The sequence below is a fragment of the Streptomyces ziwulingensis genome, from assembly GCF_039542605.1.
GTDB classification, from domain to species: domain Bacteria; phylum Actinomycetota; class Actinomycetes; order Streptomycetales; family Streptomycetaceae; genus Streptomyces; species Streptomyces ziwulingensis.
Genome location: NZ_BAABIG010000013.1, coordinates 109,317 through 124,284 on the forward strand (window position 1 = coordinate 109,317; position 14,968 = coordinate 124,284).

17 protein-coding genes are annotated in these 14,968 nt (G+C 74.9%); 7 read left to right on the forward strand and 10 right to left on the reverse strand.

What is annotated here, in order from left to right:
* The first annotated feature begins 52 nt into the window (after positions 1-52).
* Positions 53-967 carry an SDR family oxidoreductase gene (locus tag ABEB00_RS06325; RefSeq protein WP_345617908.1) on the forward strand — a complete coding sequence of 305 codons (915 nt, stop codon included), beginning with the start codon at positions 53-55 and terminating at the stop codon, positions 965-967.
* Here ABEB00_RS06325 and ABEB00_RS06330 read toward each other — a convergent pair.
* The gene (locus tag ABEB00_RS06330) at positions 951-1,490 is read right to left on the reverse strand and encodes a hypothetical protein (protein WP_345617909.1); all 540 of its coding nucleotides are present in this window, start codon (positions 1,488-1,490) and stop codon (positions 951-953) included. The two genes, ABEB00_RS06325 and ABEB00_RS06330, sit on opposite strands and share 17 nt — an antisense overlap.
* A 167-nt stretch (positions 1,491-1,657) precedes the next feature.
* Between ABEB00_RS06330 and ABEB00_RS06335 the strand changes: the two genes are divergently transcribed.
* A complete protein-coding gene (locus ABEB00_RS06335) occupies positions 1,658-1,843 on the forward strand; it encodes a hypothetical protein (protein WP_345617910.1) in 186 nt (61 codons plus the stop codon).
* 165 nt (positions 1,844-2,008) lie between these two features.
* On the opposite strand, the gene ABEB00_RS06340 is transcribed toward ABEB00_RS06335, so the two are convergent.
* Together ABEB00_RS06340 and ABEB00_RS06345 are read right to left on the reverse strand one after the other, a co-directional pair.
* Positions 2,009-3,388: a S1 family peptidase gene (locus tag ABEB00_RS06340; protein WP_345617911.1), complete on the reverse strand. Its 1,380-nt coding sequence runs from the start codon at positions 3,386-3,388 to the stop codon at positions 2,009-2,011.
* A 94-nt stretch (positions 3,389-3,482) separates the two neighbouring features.
* Entirely contained in the window at positions 3,483-4,565 is a 1,083-nt protein-coding gene (locus ABEB00_RS06345; RefSeq protein WP_345618060.1) for a hypothetical protein, read from the reverse strand.
* Positions 4,566-4,590: 25 nt separating this feature from the next.
* Between ABEB00_RS06345 and ABEB00_RS06350 the strand changes: the two genes are divergently transcribed.
* On the forward strand, positions 4,591-5,769 hold the full coding sequence (locus ABEB00_RS06350) for a MalY/PatB family protein (protein WP_345617912.1): 1,179 nt from the start codon (positions 4,591-4,593) through the stop codon (positions 5,767-5,769).
* 58 nt (positions 5,770-5,827) lie between these two features.
* Positions 5,828-6,247, forward strand: coding sequence for a PPOX class F420-dependent oxidoreductase (locus ABEB00_RS06355; protein WP_345617913.1), 420 nt, complete (start codon positions 5,828-5,830; stop codon positions 6,245-6,247).
* A 7-nt stretch (positions 6,248-6,254) separates the two neighbouring features.
* On the opposite strand, the gene ABEB00_RS06360 is transcribed toward ABEB00_RS06355, so the two are convergent.
* Together ABEB00_RS06360 and ABEB00_RS06365 are read right to left on the reverse strand one after the other, a co-directional pair.
* The gene (locus tag ABEB00_RS06360; protein ID WP_345617914.1) at positions 6,255-6,671 is read right to left on the reverse strand and encodes a Zn-ribbon domain-containing OB-fold protein; all 417 of its coding nucleotides are present in this window, start codon (positions 6,669-6,671) and stop codon (positions 6,255-6,257) included.
* Between the two features lie 160 nt (positions 6,672-6,831).
* Positions 6,832-7,566: a TetR family transcriptional regulator gene (locus ABEB00_RS06365; protein ID WP_345617915.1), complete on the reverse strand. Its 735-nt coding sequence runs from the start codon at positions 7,564-7,566 to the stop codon at positions 6,832-6,834.
* A gap of 195 nt (positions 7,567-7,761) precedes the next feature.
* On the opposite strand from ABEB00_RS06365, the gene ABEB00_RS06370 reads away from it, so the two are divergent.
* The gene (locus ABEB00_RS06370) at positions 7,762-8,238 is read left to right on the forward strand and encodes a flavin reductase family protein (protein ID WP_345618061.1); all 477 of its coding nucleotides are present in this window, start codon (positions 7,762-7,764) and stop codon (positions 8,236-8,238) included.
* Between the two features lie 19 nt (positions 8,239-8,257).
* Here ABEB00_RS06370 and ABEB00_RS06375 read toward each other — a convergent pair whose 3' ends face one another.
* The 5 genes from ABEB00_RS06375 to ABEB00_RS06395 form a co-directional block, all read right to left on the reverse strand.
* A complete protein-coding gene (locus ABEB00_RS06375) occupies positions 8,258-10,726 on the reverse strand; it encodes a SpoIIE family protein phosphatase (RefSeq protein ID WP_345617916.1) in 2,469 nt (822 codons plus the stop codon).
* A gap of 54 nt (positions 10,727-10,780) precedes the next feature.
* On the reverse strand, positions 10,781-11,374 hold the full coding sequence (locus tag ABEB00_RS06380; protein ID WP_345617917.1) for an antibiotic biosynthesis monooxygenase: 594 nt from the start codon (positions 11,372-11,374) through the stop codon (positions 10,781-10,783).
* Positions 11,375-11,491: 117 nt separating this feature from the next.
* Positions 11,492-11,866, reverse strand: coding sequence for a hypothetical protein (locus ABEB00_RS06385; RefSeq protein ID WP_345617918.1), 375 nt, complete (start codon positions 11,864-11,866; stop codon positions 11,492-11,494).
* A 134-nt stretch (positions 11,867-12,000) separates the two neighbouring features.
* Complete coding sequence (locus ABEB00_RS06390; RefSeq protein WP_345617919.1) at positions 12,001-12,918, reverse strand: MurR/RpiR family transcriptional regulator; 918 nt, start codon at positions 12,916-12,918, stop codon at positions 12,001-12,003.
* Between the two features lie 133 nt (positions 12,919-13,051).
* Complete coding sequence (locus ABEB00_RS06395) at positions 13,052-13,702, reverse strand: MBL fold metallo-hydrolase (RefSeq protein ID WP_345617920.1); 651 nt, start codon at positions 13,700-13,702, stop codon at positions 13,052-13,054.
* 118 nt (positions 13,703-13,820) lie between these two features.
* On the opposite strand from ABEB00_RS06395, the gene ABEB00_RS06400 reads away from it, so the two are divergent.
* Both ABEB00_RS06400 and ABEB00_RS06405 read left to right on the forward strand, forming a co-directional pair.
* The gene (locus tag ABEB00_RS06400) at positions 13,821-14,246 is read left to right on the forward strand and encodes a MarR family winged helix-turn-helix transcriptional regulator (RefSeq protein WP_345617921.1); all 426 of its coding nucleotides are present in this window, start codon (positions 13,821-13,823) and stop codon (positions 14,244-14,246) included.
* Positions 14,247-14,293: 47 nt separating this feature from the next.
* A complete protein-coding gene (locus ABEB00_RS06405; protein WP_345617922.1) occupies positions 14,294-14,872 on the forward strand; it encodes a TetR/AcrR family transcriptional regulator in 579 nt (192 codons plus the stop codon).
* The last annotated feature ends 96 nt before the right edge of the window (positions 14,873-14,968 follow it).

Below are 14,968 nucleotides of genomic sequence, written 5' to 3' on the forward strand. Positions count from 1 at the left end.
CGGGAATCCTCGTTCATGGACACCGATGGACGAGAGAAACGGGAGGCCGGACATGCCGGGCCCACTGGAAGGCAGAGTCGCACTGGTCGCCGGGGCGACCCGGGGAGCGGGACGGGGTATCGCCGTCGAACTCGGCGCGGCCGGCGCCACCGTCTACGTCACCGGCCGCACCACCCGCGCCCGGCGCTCGGAGTACGACCGCCCCGAGACCATCGAGGACACCGCCGACCTGGTCACCGAGGCCGGCGGGCACGGCATCGCGGTACCCGCCGACCACCTCGACCCGGCGCAGGTCCGCGCGCTGGTCGACCGGATCGCCCGCGCACAAGGCCGCCTCGACGTCCTGGTCAACGACATCTGGGGCGGTGAGAACCTCTTCGACTGGGAGGCCCCCGTCTGGGAGCACGACCTCGACAAGGGGCTGCGGCTGCTCCGGCTCGCCGTCGAGACCCACGCCGTCACCAGCCACCACGCGCTGCCCCTGCTGCTGCGCCGCCCCGGCGGCCTGGTCGTCGAGGTCACCGACGGCACCGCCGACTACAACCGCGACCACTACCGGGTCTCCTTCTTCTACGACCTCGCCAAGACCTCCGTACTGCGCATGGCCTTCGCCCTCGGGCACGAGCTGGGGCCGCGCGGGGCCACCGCCGTCGCCCTGACCCCGGGCTGGCTCCGCTCGGAGATCATGCTCGACCACTTCGGCGTCCGCGAGGAGAACTGGCGCGACGCCCTGGAAAGCGTTCCCCACTTCGCCATCTCGGAGACCCCCCGCTACGTCGGCCGCGCCGTCCGCGCGCTCGCCGCCGACCCGGACGTGGCCCGCCACAACGGCCGGTCCCTCTCCAGCGGCGGGCTGTCCCGCGAGTACGGCTTCACCGACCTCGACGGCAGCCGCCCCGACGCCTGGCGCTACCTCGTGGAGGTGCAGGACGCGGGCCGGCCCGCGGACGTCACCGGGTACCGCTGACCGGCGGCAGCGGCCACCTGGCGGAGTGACCGGGCGGCAGCGACAACTCGGCGCGTACGGCCGCGTAGTAGCCCTCGCGACCGGCCCGCTGCCGCTCCAGCAGTTCCTGCCAGGCGGCCGGGTCACGCCGCTCCTCGCGCAGGAACCGCTCCATCTCCAGCACCGCCACCACCCACGCCCGCGCCTTGTCCACCACCTCGGTGCTGCCCAGCAGGAGCAGCGCCTCGCCGGCCGGGTCACGGGCGGACACGGCCTCGGCCAGCAGCGGTTCGGCGGCCGCGGGCGTCAGGGGGTGCGGGTGCGGGTCGTTGCCGAGGTGGGCGGCGACCCGGTAGGTCAGCGTGACGGTCCGCTTCAGCGCCCGCGCCCAGTCGGCGTAGACCGCGAGTTTCCGCTCCTCCCAGCGGGCGGCCGTCTCCCTGCGGGAGCGCACCTGGTCGCTGCGGACCACCGCGAGATACGAACCGAGCGCGCCGATCACGACGCCCAGGAGCGCGGGGAGCTGCTGGAGGAAGCCGGACATGGAGGCACGGTATCCGTCCGGACCACCGGCGCGCGCCGCCCCACGGCGGTCTCACCTGGGGCGCGGTAACTCTTCGAAAGCCAACGGCATATGACGTGACCAGAGACACGGTCCGTTATGTCCGATTGGCGGGCGATTACTCACGGCGCCTTCACCCTGCGCGCCGTATGCTTCACAGCATGTCCACCACTGTTGAACCGTCTTCCGAGCGATCGGCTGCCGAGGTCAACGAGGAGATCCGGGCCCTGTGGCGCCGGTCGGGCGGGACACTGAGCGGCGAGCAGCGCGCTGAGTACCAGCGGCTCGTCCTGGAGTGGGCCGCCGCGGCTCCGCAATCGGTGCAGGCGGCCTGACCAGCGCCTGAACCTCCTCGGCGCGGCACGGCTCCCCCCACGGCACGATCTTCTCCTCCCCGGCACCCTGGGTCGTCCCGGGCGTGACCCCGCCGTACCGGCGGGGCACCCCGGGGCCACCGCGCCCCGCCCGACCTTTCCCGTCCCGTCCCGTCCGCGGGAGGGTCAGTTCCAGGTGGCCGAGTACTGCCGCCGGTAGGCCTTGCGCCCGCTCTCCGCGCGGATCCAGCGGGAGCCGGCCAGCGCGACCAGACTGCCGGCCACGACCAGCAGGCCGGGACCGAGGTTGCGGCGGTCGGCGAGGCGGGCCAGGAGGGCCGAGGCGTCCGCTCCCGGCACCGGTGCCGGCGCCCCCGGCGAGGCGGCGGCTCCCGACGGCACCGCACCCTGCCCCGACCCCGCGGACGCGGCGCCGTCCTGCCCGCCCCGCTGCCCGACCTCCGCCGGCGCCGGCCCGATCAGCCGCACGCCGAGCGCGGCCAGCGCCTCCCGCACCGGCTGGAAGAACGTCGTACCGCCCTTCGCGCAGTCACCGCTGCCGCCCGAGGTGACGCCGAGCGCGATCCCCTCGGAGAACATCGGACCGCCGCTGTCCCCGGGCTCCGCGCACACGTCCGTCTCGACCAGTCCGGAGACCGTGCCCTCCGGGTAGTTGACCGTCGCGTCCACCGCCGTCACCCGGCCGTCACGCAGTCCGCTCGTACTGCCGCTGCGGAACACCCGCTGACCGACGGCCGCTTCGCCCGCGCCGGTGATCCGCACGCCCTTGCCGCCGCCGACCGAGACCACGTCGGCGGCGTCGCCCGCGTCCCCGTCGGCGTACTCCACCAGGGAGAAGTCGTCGCCCGGGAAGCTGCCCGCGACGGTCTCCCCGACCTCACGGTCACCGTCGCCGGCCGCGAACCACACCGATCCGGTCGGCCCGCAGTGACCGGCCGTCAGGACGAAGTCGCCGCGCCCGTCCGTCACGTTGAACCCCGCCGAACAGCGCCCGGCCGCGGAGAGGATGGGCTGCGCCCCGTTCAGGCGCAGCGTGAACGTCCCGGCGGTGCGCTCCATGCGGACGAAGCCGCCGAGGTCCCGCGCCGCCCCGGTCAGCCGTGACCAGTCGGCCCGGGAGACGGTGGCATCGCCCCGCACCACCACCTCGTTGGCCCGGTAGTCCACCGCCCACGCCGTCCCGGCCACCCGGGGTGCCGCGCGCAGGCCGGACACCGCCGACTCCAGTTCGCGGGTGCTGTGCCGCACCACCGTCGCCCCGGCGCCCGAGCGGCGCACCTCGGCGGCCGCCGCCGCGTCGGTGACCGCGACCACCGGCCGCCCGCCGGCCCCCACCCAGTGCCCGGCCGTGCGGGCGCCACCGAGCCGCTCCACCAGGCCGGCGCCCGAAGTGCCGGACGGCGCCGCCGTGGTGCGCGGCGCCCCGGAGGGTCCGGCCGGCTCGCTCGCCGCGGCCGTGACCACCAGCGTGCCCCCGAGGAGGAGCCCGCCGACGGCCGCCAGCCGTACCGTTCGCCGCACCGCGCGTCGTCGTGCGTGCCTCATCGCTGCGCTCCCGTAGCCGGCCGGCGGCGTGGACGCCGCGGCGCCCGCGGCAGGCGGGCGCCCCCACTCCATACGTCCGGTGCGGCGGGTCCGTTCAGCGGGCCGGGGCGCCCGGCACGACGCCCGCGCCCAGCAGCAGGCGGCTGCGGTCGTCGCCCCACAGCGAGGACGGGCCGACGTAAGGGCGCAGGAGGGCCGCCAGCCGCGCGTCGCCGTGGCCGTTCAGCTCGTCGGAGGCGATCCTGCGGGCGATCCCGGCGAGGAAGTCGGCGAGCTGCACCCGCGGGTCGTCCCGGGCGACGACCAGCACCACCTCGACGGGTCCGCTCCCGGCCCGCGCGGCCCGCTCCTCGATCCAGGCGACGCGGTCCGGCGTCAGCATGTTCTGCCGGTCGTGGACCAGGCGGACCGGCCGTCCGCCCGCGCTCCAGTGCGCGGCCGTGGCGACGATCGCGGGCAGCAGCGGATTGAGGGGCGGGACCAGCGGCGGCCCGTCCAGGAACCGCGCCCGGTACGCGCGCGCCCGCTCCCCGCTCCCGGCGAGCCGCTCCAGCGTCCCCGCCGCCGCCGGGCCCGGGCCCGAGCGCGGACCGGCCCGGAGCAGGGCGGTCACCGTGCGCAGGAACGCGGCGACGGGGTCCTCCCGGCCGGCGCCTGCCTCGTGGTCCCGGACCCGCAGCAGCCGGTTGGCCGCCACGAGGAACTCCTGCCACTCCCGCCGCCCGAACCTCTCCCCGAAGCCTTCCCCCGCGGCTGTCCCCGCGCTGTCCGCCCGGCCGCGCGGCCCGGCGCGGAACAGCCCGACGGCCTCGGCCGGGTCGCCGAGCAGCAGCCCCACGACCCGGTCCACGACGAGGAACGTCTTCTCCGTCAGATGTACGTGCGCACGCCCGTGCAGCGGTCCCGCCGGCCCGAGGAGCCACTCCAGCACCGCCCGGTGCTTCTCCCGCAGCAGATGGTTGGCCTTGTACTCCTGCGCGGGCGAACGGATCCGCTCCCGGATCGTGCCCAGGGACGCCGCCGCGGCCGCCACCGGGAGGCGCACGCCGGCGTGCGCGAACACGTCCGTGTTACCGCCGGTGAGGTTCTCGCCGTCCGACCCCGACTCGTCGCACGCCACCTCCACCCACGCCCGAGCCGTCACTCCCCGCGCTCCGCCGTCCCGTTCCCCGCTCACCCCGCGTCCCCCTATCTTGAGCCCCATGACCAGCATCCCGCAGGACATACCCGGCGAACCGAACCCGCTGCGCGCCCTCTCCCTCGACCGCCTCCGCCGCCGTACCAGCATGAAGTGGCGGACCTACCCCGAGGACGTGCTGCCGCTGTGGGTGGCCGAGATGGACACGCCGGTCGCCGAACCCGTGGTGCGCGCCGTCACCGAGGCGATGGAGCGGGGCGACACCGGCTATCCCCACGGCACCGGCTACGCCGAGGCGCTGGCCGCCTTCGCGGGCAAGCGGTGGGACTGGGACGGCCTCGCCGCGGAGCGGACCGCGCTCGTCCCCGACGTCATGCTCGGTGTCGTCGAGGCGCTGAAGCTGGTCACCGGTCCGGGCGACCCCGTGATCGTGAGCCCGCCGGTCTACCCGCCCTTCCACCCGTTCGTCACCCACCTGGGCCGGCGGGTGGTCGAGGCACCGCTCGGCGCCGATCTCCGCCTGGACCTCGCCGGGCTGGAAGAAACCTTCCGGCAGGCCGTCGCCGCCGGCGGCCGGGCCGCCTACCTGCTGTGCAGCCCGCACAACCCGGTCGGCACCGTGCACACCGAGGAGGAACTGACCGCCCTCGCGGTCCTCGCCGAGCGGTACGGCGTCCGGGTCGTCGCCGACGAGGCGCACGCGCCGGTCGTGGCGCGCGGGGTGCGGTTCGTGCCGTATCTGAGCGTGCCCGGCGCGGAGCGTGGTCTGTCGCTGATGTCGGCGTCGAAGGCATGGCACCTGGCCGGGCTCAAGGCGGCGCTCCTGGTCGCCGGGGCCGGGGCCGCCGCCGACCTGGCCCGGATGCCGGAGGAGGCGGGTCACGGCGCGAGCCACGTCGCCGTGCTCGCCCACACCGCCGCCCTGCGCGACGGCACCGCCTGGCTGGACGCGCTGCTCGCCGGGCTCGACGACAACCGGCGCCTGCTCGCCGAACTGGTCGCCGAGCGGCTGCCGGGGGTGCGCCACCGCCCCGCGCCCGGCACCTTCCTGGCCTGGCTGGACTGCCGTGCGCTCGGCCTCGGCGGCGATCCGGCCGCCGCCTTCCTGGAGCGCGGCCGGGTGGCCCTCATGTCCGGCGCCGACTTCGGCACCGGCGGCGCCGGACACGTACGGCTCAACTTCGCCACCTCGCCCCAGGTGCTGACGGAGGGGGTGCGCAGGATGGCGGCCGCCCTGACGTGAGGACGGGCCCGGTACGCGCTCTCGTGCCGCACCCGGCCTGGCCCTAGACTTCCCGACCATGGACGAAGCGTCGCTGGCCAAGCTGGGAGCGGGCAAGTACCTGCTGCTGACCACTTTCCGCAAGAACGGCACCCCGGTCGCCACCCCGGTGTGGGTGGTGCGGGACGGGGACACGCTCGGCGTCTGGACCGCCGTCGGCTCGGGCAAGGTCAAGCGCGTGCGCAACCGCGCCGACGTCCTGGTCGGCCCCTGCGACGTGCGCGGCAACCCGACCGGCGACCAGAGTCCGGCGCGGGCGGAGGTGACCGACTCGGCCACCGTCGCCGGCTACCGGCAACTGATCGCCCGCAAGTACGGCCTCGCCGGCCGGCTCACCCTGCTGGGCAGCCGGCTGCGCAGGGGGGTGGACGGCACCGTGGGCATCCGCGTCACCCGGGCCCCCGCGGACGCCGGGGAGACGGGCACCGCCGGCTGGTGACGGTCCGTCAGGTCCAGGCGCGGCAGGGCTCGTCGACGAGCTGGAAGACCGGCTCGCCCCGCACCGGGTCCTGGGCGGTGGACAGCCGCACCCGGTCCCCGCCGTGGATGCCGAGGAGCGGGCCCATGACCCGGCCGCGCAGTACGAAGCCCTCCGCCATCTCGATCAGGGAGACGTTGCGCGCGGCGGGCGTGTTGCGGTGCACCACCGTCGCGTGCCGCACCGTCCCGGTGCCCGTGCTCCGGTCGGTCCGCAGGTCGCTGCCCCGGCACACCGGGCACAGCACCCGGTGGTACATCGCGGTGCCGCACCAGGTGCAGCGCTGGAAGAGGATCGCCTCGGTCTCCGGGGCCTTGGAGGTGAGCAGGCCCGCCGCGAAGCCGGCTGCCTGCTGAGCGACGCTCGCTGTTTCGCGGTGGTACACGCTGGTCAACTCCCTGCCCTCGGCCGGAATACCGCGCGCGGGGCCACCCGGGCACGCGGGTGCCCGATAGCCGTGCCACCGTGCACGACGTCAGGTTATGGCACTGAGTGTCACCAGTAAAGGCACTGCGTACCGCTGATTGTCGAGGTGGCCGCCGGGGTCAGTCCCGCCCGAGCGCGGACTCCACTTCCCGCACCACCCGCCACAGCGGGGCGTCCCGCCGGGCGACGACGATCACGAGATCGCCGGAATCGAGCCCGCGCGGCGGCGCCTGGGGCTCGCCGAAGGCCGACTGCACACAGCCCAGCGCGTGGTCCGCCGTGGTGTTCGCGTCGGCGGTGCCGCCCGAACGCAGCCAGGAGCGCAGCGCGTTGTTGTGGGCCGCGACCACCGCGGCGGCGATCACGTCGGCCCGCAGCGTCCCGTCCGCGCTCCCCGCGAACCGGCCCCGCAGATAGGCGGCGAGCGCCCGCTCGTAGCGCCACACCACGGACAGCTCGTACGCGCGCAGTCCGGGCACCTGTTTGGTCAGCCGGTAGCGCTGTACCGAGAACGACGGGTTCTCGGCGTACATGCGCAGCACCAGCCGGGCCGCGTCGCAGACCCGCCGCACCGGCTCCGTGCCGGCCGGCGAGCCGGCCAGGTAGGCGGTCATGTCGGTCAGGCACCGCTCGTGGTCGGGGAAGACCACGTCCTCCTTGGAGGGGAAGTAGCGGAAGAACGACCGCCGGCCGACACCGGCCAGCGCCACGATGTCGTCGACGGTGGTGCGTTCGTAGCCCCGCTCCAGGAACAGCCGGAAGGCCGCCGCCACCAGGCCCTCCCGCATCGGCGGCCGTCCGGCCGGGGCGGCCGCCTTGCCGGAGCGGCGGGGCGCCGCGCTGCTGGAGCTCATGGACGCCGAACGTAGCACCTGACCGGCGGTTACGGCACTCGGTGCAGCCCCGGGGGAACTGAGTTCCGCCCCGCCCCGGGCCGAGTGCCTCCGGTAACAGCCGAGGCCCCTTCGGCGGTGCTGTGCCGCCCTTCCCCGAGGGCGTCCCCGCCCAGGTTCCTCGTCACCTGACCGGGGCACCCGTCGGGCGTGGACATGGATCTCTTCGTCGGCAGGCTCGACCCCGACATGTGTGTGGTGACCGCGGCGGCCGGTCAGGAACGCGCCGGCTGCCTGGTCGGTTTCTCCTCCCAGTGCTCGCTGGACCCGGTGCGGTTCGTGGTGTGGCTGTCGACGGCCAACCGGACCTTCACCGTGGCCCGCGAGGCGGAGGTGCTCGCCGTCCACCTGCTCGCCCGCGATCAGCGGGCCGCGGCCGAACTCTTCGGCGGCCGAACCGGCGACCGGACGGACAAGTTCAGGGACGTCCGGGTGCGGGAGGGGCACGGCGGGGCCGTCGTCCTGGAGGACGTCGAGGCGTGGTTCGTCGGGCGGATCCTGCGCCGGATCGACGGCGGCGACCACGTCGGCTTCGTCCTCGACCCGGTCGAGACCGGCGGCCGGGCCGAGCCGTCCCGGCTGCTGCGGCTGTCCGACGCGGACACGATCAGCGCCGGCCACCCGGCCGGCTGACCCGTCGGACGCCCCTGCTTCACCCCGCCCGCGGCGGCACCCGGACGTCCAGGACGCAGACGTCGTCCCGCCGTTCCTCCCCCTCCAGCAGGGCGGCCAGCAGCGGGTCCAGGGAGTCCCGCCGGTCCGTGCGGGGGGCGGCGGCGGCCTCGGCCAGCCGCCGCAGCCCCCGGTCGATGTTCTCCGGCGGCCGTTCGATCAGACCGTCCGTGTAGAGGACGAGCCGGTCGCCCGGCTCCAGCGCGCACTCCGCCTCCTCGAACACCGGGGTCGCGGTCGCGCCGAGCAGCATGCCCCGGGGCCGGTCGAGGAAGCGGGGCGTGCCGTCGCGCACCAGCAGCGGCGGCGGATGGCCCGCCTGCGCCCACACCAGCCGGCCCCGCGCCCGCTCGTAGCGGCACAGGACCAGGGTCGCCGTGCCGTGCGAGTCGCGCGAGTGCAGCAGCAGTGTGTTGAGCCGGGCCAGGGCGCCGGTCAGCGACGAGCCGGTGATCACCATGCCCTTGGCGGTGAAGCGGAGCTGGGCCATCGTGGCGACCGCGTCCACACCGTGTCCGGCGACGTCACCGACGACCAGCAGCGCGTCGCCGGCGGGCAGTTCGATGGCGCTGAACCAGTCGCCGCCCACGTGCACCCCGGACTGGGCGGGCAGATAGGCGACCTCGACGCGCAGGCCGGCCAGCTCGACCAGCGTCTTGGGGAGCGGGAGCAGCGCGTGCTGGAGCCGGGCGGCCAGGGTGCGTTCGGCGCGCAGCACGTCGTGCTGGGTCAGCATCGCCCGCTCGCTCTGCACCAGGGCCAGCTCCACCTGGCGCCGGGCGGTGAGGTCCTGCACGAAACCGTGCACCTCGACGGGCGTGCCGTCGGCGTCCGCGGCCGCCTCGGCGACGATGCGCAGGTGCCGGACCCCGGCCGCCGTCCGGGTGCGGAAGGGGACGTCGCAGGGACGCCCGTCGCGTACCAGTTCCTGGACGGCGCGGACCAGTTCGGGCCGGTCCTCGGGCAGCGCCAGCGCGGGCAGGTCGGCGAGGCGGACCGGCCCCCGGCCGGGTTCCCGGCCGAGGATGGAGGCGACCTGCGAGGACCAGCCCGCCTCGTGGGTGACCAAATTCCAGTTGGCCCAGCCGAGGTTGCCCAGCCGCTGGAGGTCCGCCAGCCGCTGCTCCTGCCGGTCGGAGGAGCCGTGCCGCAGCCAGCTCAGCACCAGCCCGCCGCCCAGCGGCGCCACCCGCACGGAGTAGGTGGAGAGTTCGGCGACCCCGGCCACGACGTCCTGGTGCGCGAACGGCTCGCCCTCGTACGGTTCGCCGGTGGCGAGCACCGAGAGGCAGGCCGGCCAGAGCGGCTCGTCGGCGAGGGCCGGGAAGCACTCCAGGAACCGCCTGCCGGCCAGTTCCGCGCCGGTGCGCCCGGTGGCGCGGCCCGCCGTCTCGGTCGCGGCGTCGACGCGGAAGTCCCGCACCTCTCCGGTCGGCGAGCGCAGCGGCGTCAGCAGCATCGCGGCGACCGGCAACGCGTCGAAGACGTGCTGTACGGCGTCGGCGGCGGGGCCGGCGGCCACGTCGCGGCGGGTGCCGAACGCCCGCAGCCGCCCGGCGCACAGGTCGGCGACCGTCCGCAGATGGTCCCGGGTGGCGGGCGCGAAGGGCTCGCCGCGGCGCCGCAGCACCCCGAGGCAGTGGTCGGCCGGCCCCTCGGCGGGCGCGGGCAGCCAGGCGCGGGACCGCCAGCGCTCCGGCGGATCGCCGATCAGCAGGTACCGCTCCCGGTCCCGCTCGAACTCCTCCAGCCAGCGCGGCTCGCCGGTCCGCAGGGCGTCCGGGGCGGCCATCGCGTCGATCGGGGGCAGCCGGTGCCACTGGGCGGCCAGGGTCTCGTCGAGCCCGGCGTGCCCGGTCAGCTCCAGGGCGCCGGAGGGCAGCCGGGTGTAGAGCATGACGGCGTCGGCGCCGGCCTCCGGGGCGAGGTGTTCCAGCAGACAGCGGGCGAGTTCGGCGGGGGAGGAGACGCGTACCAGGGCCCGGGCGAGCCGGGCGGGCGCGGTGGTCACTCCGTCCGGAGCGGGGACGAGGTCCTGCCCGGCGCACCGGGCGGCGGCGGCCGGTCCGGTCACGGCGAGTTCGGCGGCGCGGCCGGCGGCGCGGTCGGAGCCGGGGTCCGGGCAGGAGCCGGGGTCGGGGCAGGGGTCGGGGCCGGGGTCCGGGCCGGGCACCGGGGGGCCCAGGGTGCCGAGGGTGACCCAGCACTCCTCCAGCAGGGTGCGCCCGCGGGCCTTGGCGCGCCGCAGGAGTTCCTCGCGTGCCTCGTGCGCGGTGCACCGGTTCAGGGCCATCACCGCGCCCTTGGCCCGGTCCAGTACCGCCGAGGTCGCGGCCAGGTCGCGCAGCCGGTCCATCTCGGCCCGCTGTTTGGCGACGACCTCGGCCAGGGTGGCAAGGTCCGGCGCGGCGCCGGCCTCGGTCGGCGGCGTGGCGTACTCGCTCGTCACGGCACGAGCATCGCATACCGGGGCGGCTTCGATGACCCGCTTGCCGGCACCGGCTCAGCCGGGATCGGGACCGCCGCGCACGCGGGTCCCGGGCACCCGGTACAGCCACTGCCGCAGCAGCTTGCTCAGCCGCGGCATGACCACGTACGTGAGTACGGGGAGCAGCACCAGGGGGAACACGGCGGCGCGCAGCGGCAGCGGCCAGTCGGCGGTCCGGGGCGCCACGAGCCACTGGATGAGGAGGGTGAGGGGGTAGGCGCCGAGGAAGGTGGTGAGGACCATCTTCCAGCGCGGCGGGGCCTGCACGGTGGTGCCGGGGAGGGCGAACCAGGTCTCCATGCCGGTGGTGGACTGCCGTTCGCTGCCGATCTCGGTGGCGACGTCCTCGATCCGGGCGTGCCACCGGGCGCGTTCCGGCGACTCCAGCCAGGCGGCGAGCCGGCGGTGGTCGGTCCAGCGCAGCACGGCGTGGTAGCGGTGCCCCTCCTCGGGCCGCAGCCAGGAGACGCCCTCGTTGCCGGGGAAGCGGCGGGCGCAGCGGGTGATGCCACGCGTCCACTTCTCGAACTGCTCCTGTCCACCTGGACGTACCTGCCAGGTCAGCACCGTGGTCACCGGGTCGCCGTGCTCTGCTCGGGGGCTGCTCACCCGGTTCCGTGTGCCACGCCCGGCGCCGGGTCATGCCTGGGAGCCGGTGAGGGGTACGACTGCGCCTCGCCCCGGGCGGGGTGCGGGCGGGTGCGGGCGAGTACGGCTCCGCGCGGGTTAGCGTCCGGCGCTCTGTTCGACGAGTGCCCCGGTGACCGCGCGCACGCTGCGGGCGATGTGCTGCAACTGGAGCACCTCCGCGGCGTACAGCTTGACCGTGTGTTCGATGACCGACTCGGGCAGCCCGAACCGGGGCAGGTCCGCCCGGGCGGTCCGCAGGGCGGTGCGGGCCACCCGTATCTCCTGCTGTACCTGGAGGTCGGCGTGGCGGGCGAGCAGCACCGGGTGGCGCAGGAGGGCCGGGTAGCCGGCGTAGCGGGCCGGCACCAGCTCGCGCAGCCATCTGACCGCCGAGCGTTCCCAGTCGTAACTGCCGGGGGTCTTGACCTGGCACGGCCAGTCCGGGCCGGTCCGCGTGGACGTCAGGGGCATGTTCAATCGCTTCCGGGGGGTGCGGCGCCGTCGCGTGGGGTTCGCGTGGGGTGGATGCGGTCCGGCACGGCTGGGTCGCGTTCCGTGAGCAGTATTTATATATGCCTTCTACTTTGCAAGGCGCATGAAAAAATTCAGCCGCCCAGGAAGAGCTGGTGCTGCTCGGCGAGCTGCTCGTACGCCTCCAGGCGGGCCCGGGTCCGCTCGGGATCGGCGTCGGTCATGGCCTGCAGCAGCGCCGCGCACGTCACGCTCGTCGCGGCGTAGGAGTCGAAGACCAGCCGGGAGCCGGTGCCGGTGGCGAAGGTGACGTCGGCCTCGTCGGCGACCGGACCGAGCGCCAGGTCGGTGATGAGCGCGACCTTGAGCCCGGCCTCCCGCGCCACCCGCACCGCGAGCAGCGTCTCCTGGGCGTGCCGGGGCATGGAGAACGCCAGCATCCAGGTGCCGCCGGCCTCCCGGGCCTGGAGCAGCGTGTCGTAGGCGACGCTGCCGCCCCGGGTCACCAGCCGCACATCGGGGTGGACGCGGCGGGCGGCGTAGGCGAAGTACTCCGCGAGCGAGACGGAGATCCGCAGCCCGAGCACGGTCAGCGGCGTCGACCCCGACAGTTCGCGGCCGACGCCGATCACCCGGTCGGGATCGGCGAAGTCGCGGCGCAGGTTCTCCAGGTTCTCGATCTCGGCGTCCACCGCCGCCTGGAGTTCGTTGCCGCTGATCTCCTCGGCGGCGCCGCCGGCCCGGGTGGCGAGCGCCATCGCCTTCAGCCGCTCGCGCAGCGCCGGGTAACCGGTGAAGCCGACCGCGGCGGCGAACCGGGTCACCGAGGGCTGGCTCACGCCGGCGCGCTCGGCCAGTTCGGTGATCGACAGGAACGCCGCCTCGGTGAGGTTCTCGATCAGGTACTGGGCGATGCGGCGCTGGCCGGGGGAGAGGCGGGGGCGGTCGAACAACGTCCTGAGCTGCGACGTCGGGGAGACGGCCGGTTCCGGGGCGGTCCGGCCCGAGGTGATCGCTGACGCCTGTGCGCGTGCCTGCTGCGGCGAGGGCACCGGTGCGCCTCCTTCCTCCCGCGAGGGGGCTCAACATAGCTCAGGGACCGCCGTGCCCGGGCGGACCGGCGGCACCCCGCGCCAGGCGCTCGGGCCGGCTGTCGTGCCGGCTCCCCGGGGTCCGGGTCCGGGCTCACAGCCGGACGGTGCTGCCGGGCTCGACGCGGCCGATCGGGATGCCGGTCAGGCCCTCCTCGCCCAGGAGGGTGGCGGTGGACTGCTGCCCGAGGTCGCTGAGCAGGAGTTCGTGGATCTGGATCACGCGCTCGGGCTTGACGGCGCGGACGTAGTCGGCGGCGTCACCGAGCTTGGTCCACGGGCCGCTGGTCGGCAGCAGCAGGGTGCGCACGGGAGCGTCGGGCGCGAAGTAGGCGTCGCCCGGGTGGTACACGGCGCCGGTGCCGTCGTCGATGAGGTAGCCGACGTTGTCGGGGCACGGGATGTCGGCGTGGATCACCGCGTGGCGGTGTCCGTGGACGGTGACGGTGAGGGAACCGACGGCGAACGTGTCGCCCGCGGCGACGGCGTGGACGCGGCCGTCACGGGTGCCGAGGGCGGCCGCCACGGCGGCTGTGCCGTAGACCCGCAGCTCGGGCCGGGCTTCGAGCGCGGCGGCGATGAGCTTGTCGTCGAAGTGGTCGAAGTGCTCGTGGGTGATCAGGACGGCGTGCGCCCGGGAGACGGCCTCCGCCGCGTCCGGGGTGAACGCACCGGGGTCGATGACCAGGCGCGAGCCGTCCTTCTCGACGGTGACGCAGGCGTGGGCGTGCTTGGTGAGGTCCATCGCGGGTCCTTTGCGGGCCGGTGTGAGTCCGGGCCATGTGAGGTCCGGGCCGGGATTTCCTGCAACTAAACTGTACACTTTGATTGTGGAGTTCGGCGCGTGCCACTACGCTGCCGCCATGGACGACAGCGAGCTGGCCGAAGAACTTCGCCTGGTCATGGGGCAGCTCGTACGTGCCGTGCGCACCGCCGACAAGATGCCCCCCGGTGCGGCCGCCGTCCTGGGCTACCTGGACCGCGTCGGCCCGCTGACCACCGCGGACCTCGCGCAGCGGCGCGGGGTCAGCCACCAGTCGGCCGCGAAGACCGTCAAGGAACTCCTCGCCCAGGGCCTCGTGCGCGCCGAGGCCCATCCCGGCGACGGACGCAAACTGCTGCTGCGCCTCACGCCGGCCGGAAGCCGCCGCCTGGCCGAGGAGCGGCGCAGCCGTGCGGACTGGCTGGGCGCCGCGATCGACGACACCCTCAGTTCCGCCGAGCGGGAGGCGCTCGCGGCGGCGCTGCCCCTGCTGTCCCGCCTGGCCGCACACCTGAACTCCAAGTAGCCGACCGCTTTCTTGAGCGTGCGATCCAGATAAGCTACGTTGGGGTCATGGCAAGAACCCGGGAGTTCGACACCGAGGCGGCCGTGAGCCGCGCCATGGAGCTGTTCTGGACGCGTGGCTACGAAGCCACCTCGGTACGCGACCTGACCCAGTGCCTGGGGATCGGCCAGGGCTCCCTGTACGCCGCGTTCGGCGACAAGGAGGGCCTGTACCGGGCGGCGCTGGAGCACTACCGCACGACCCTCGCGGCGGCCGCCCTGCGCAGCCTGGAGGGCGGGGCGGACGCCCGGTCGGCGATCCGCGCGATGCTGGTCGAGCGGGTCCGGATCGCCGTGGCGGACGGCGGTCGGGGCTGCCTGGCGGTCAACGCCGCCTGCGAGCGCCTGCCGCGGGACGCGGCGATCCGGCGCACCGTGCGGGACATGCAGGACGCCGGCCGGGAGGCGCTCGCCGAGGTCCTGCGGGTCGCGGCGGAGCGGGGCGAGATCGCGGCCCGGCACGACCCGCACACGCTGGCCGCCTTCCTCGTCACGTTCCTCGGCGGACTGCTGGTCTCCGCCAAGATCACCCCGGACGTCCAGGTCCTCGAACCGCTCGTGGAGGTCGCCCTGGCCGCCCTCGACTGATTTTTTGCTGCCCGCAATCTGTATCGCACGATCCAGAAAAGGGGCGGGAGTCCGCCCGGCCATGGAGCGCGACGTCTGCCCCCGCTTCACCACCGA

Bases quoted from the DNA above. Each gene is read 5' to 3' on its own strand.
- ABEB00_RS06325 (WP_345617908.1), top strand. From the start codon at position 53: ATGCCGGGCCCACTGGAAGGCAGAGTCGCACTGGTCGCCGGGGCGACC.
- ABEB00_RS06330 (WP_345617909.1), bottom strand. From the start codon at position 1,490: ATGTCCGGCTTCCTCCAGCAGCTCCCCGCGCTCCTGGGCGTCGTGATC.
- ABEB00_RS06335 (WP_345617910.1), top strand. From the start codon at position 1,658: ATGCTTCACAGCATGTCCACCACTGTTGAACCGTCTTCCGAGCGATCG.
- ABEB00_RS06340 (WP_345617911.1), bottom strand. From the start codon at position 3,388: ATGAGGCACGCACGACGACGCGCGGTGCGGCGAACGGTACGGCTGGCG.
- ABEB00_RS06350 (WP_345617912.1), top strand. From the start codon at position 4,591: ATGACCAGCATCCCGCAGGACATACCCGGCGAACCGAACCCGCTGCGC.
- ABEB00_RS06355 (WP_345617913.1), top strand. From the start codon at position 5,828: ATGGACGAAGCGTCGCTGGCCAAGCTGGGAGCGGGCAAGTACCTGCTG.
- ABEB00_RS06365 (WP_345617915.1), bottom strand. From the start codon at position 7,566: ATGAGCTCCAGCAGCGCGGCGCCCCGCCGCTCCGGCAAGGCGGCCGCC.
- ABEB00_RS06370 (WP_345618061.1), top strand. From the start codon at position 7,762: ATGGATCTCTTCGTCGGCAGGCTCGACCCCGACATGTGTGTGGTGACC.
- ABEB00_RS06385 (WP_345617918.1), bottom strand. From the start codon at position 11,866: ATGCCCCTGACGTCCACGCGGACCGGCCCGGACTGGCCGTGCCAGGTC.
- ABEB00_RS06395 (WP_345617920.1), bottom strand. From the start codon at position 13,702: ATGGACCTCACCAAGCACGCCCACGCCTGCGTCACCGTCGAGAAGGAC.
- ABEB00_RS06400 (WP_345617921.1), top strand. From the start codon at position 13,821: ATGGACGACAGCGAGCTGGCCGAAGAACTTCGCCTGGTCATGGGGCAG.
- ABEB00_RS06405 (WP_345617922.1), top strand. From the start codon at position 14,294: ATGGCAAGAACCCGGGAGTTCGACACCGAGGCGGCCGTGAGCCGCGCC.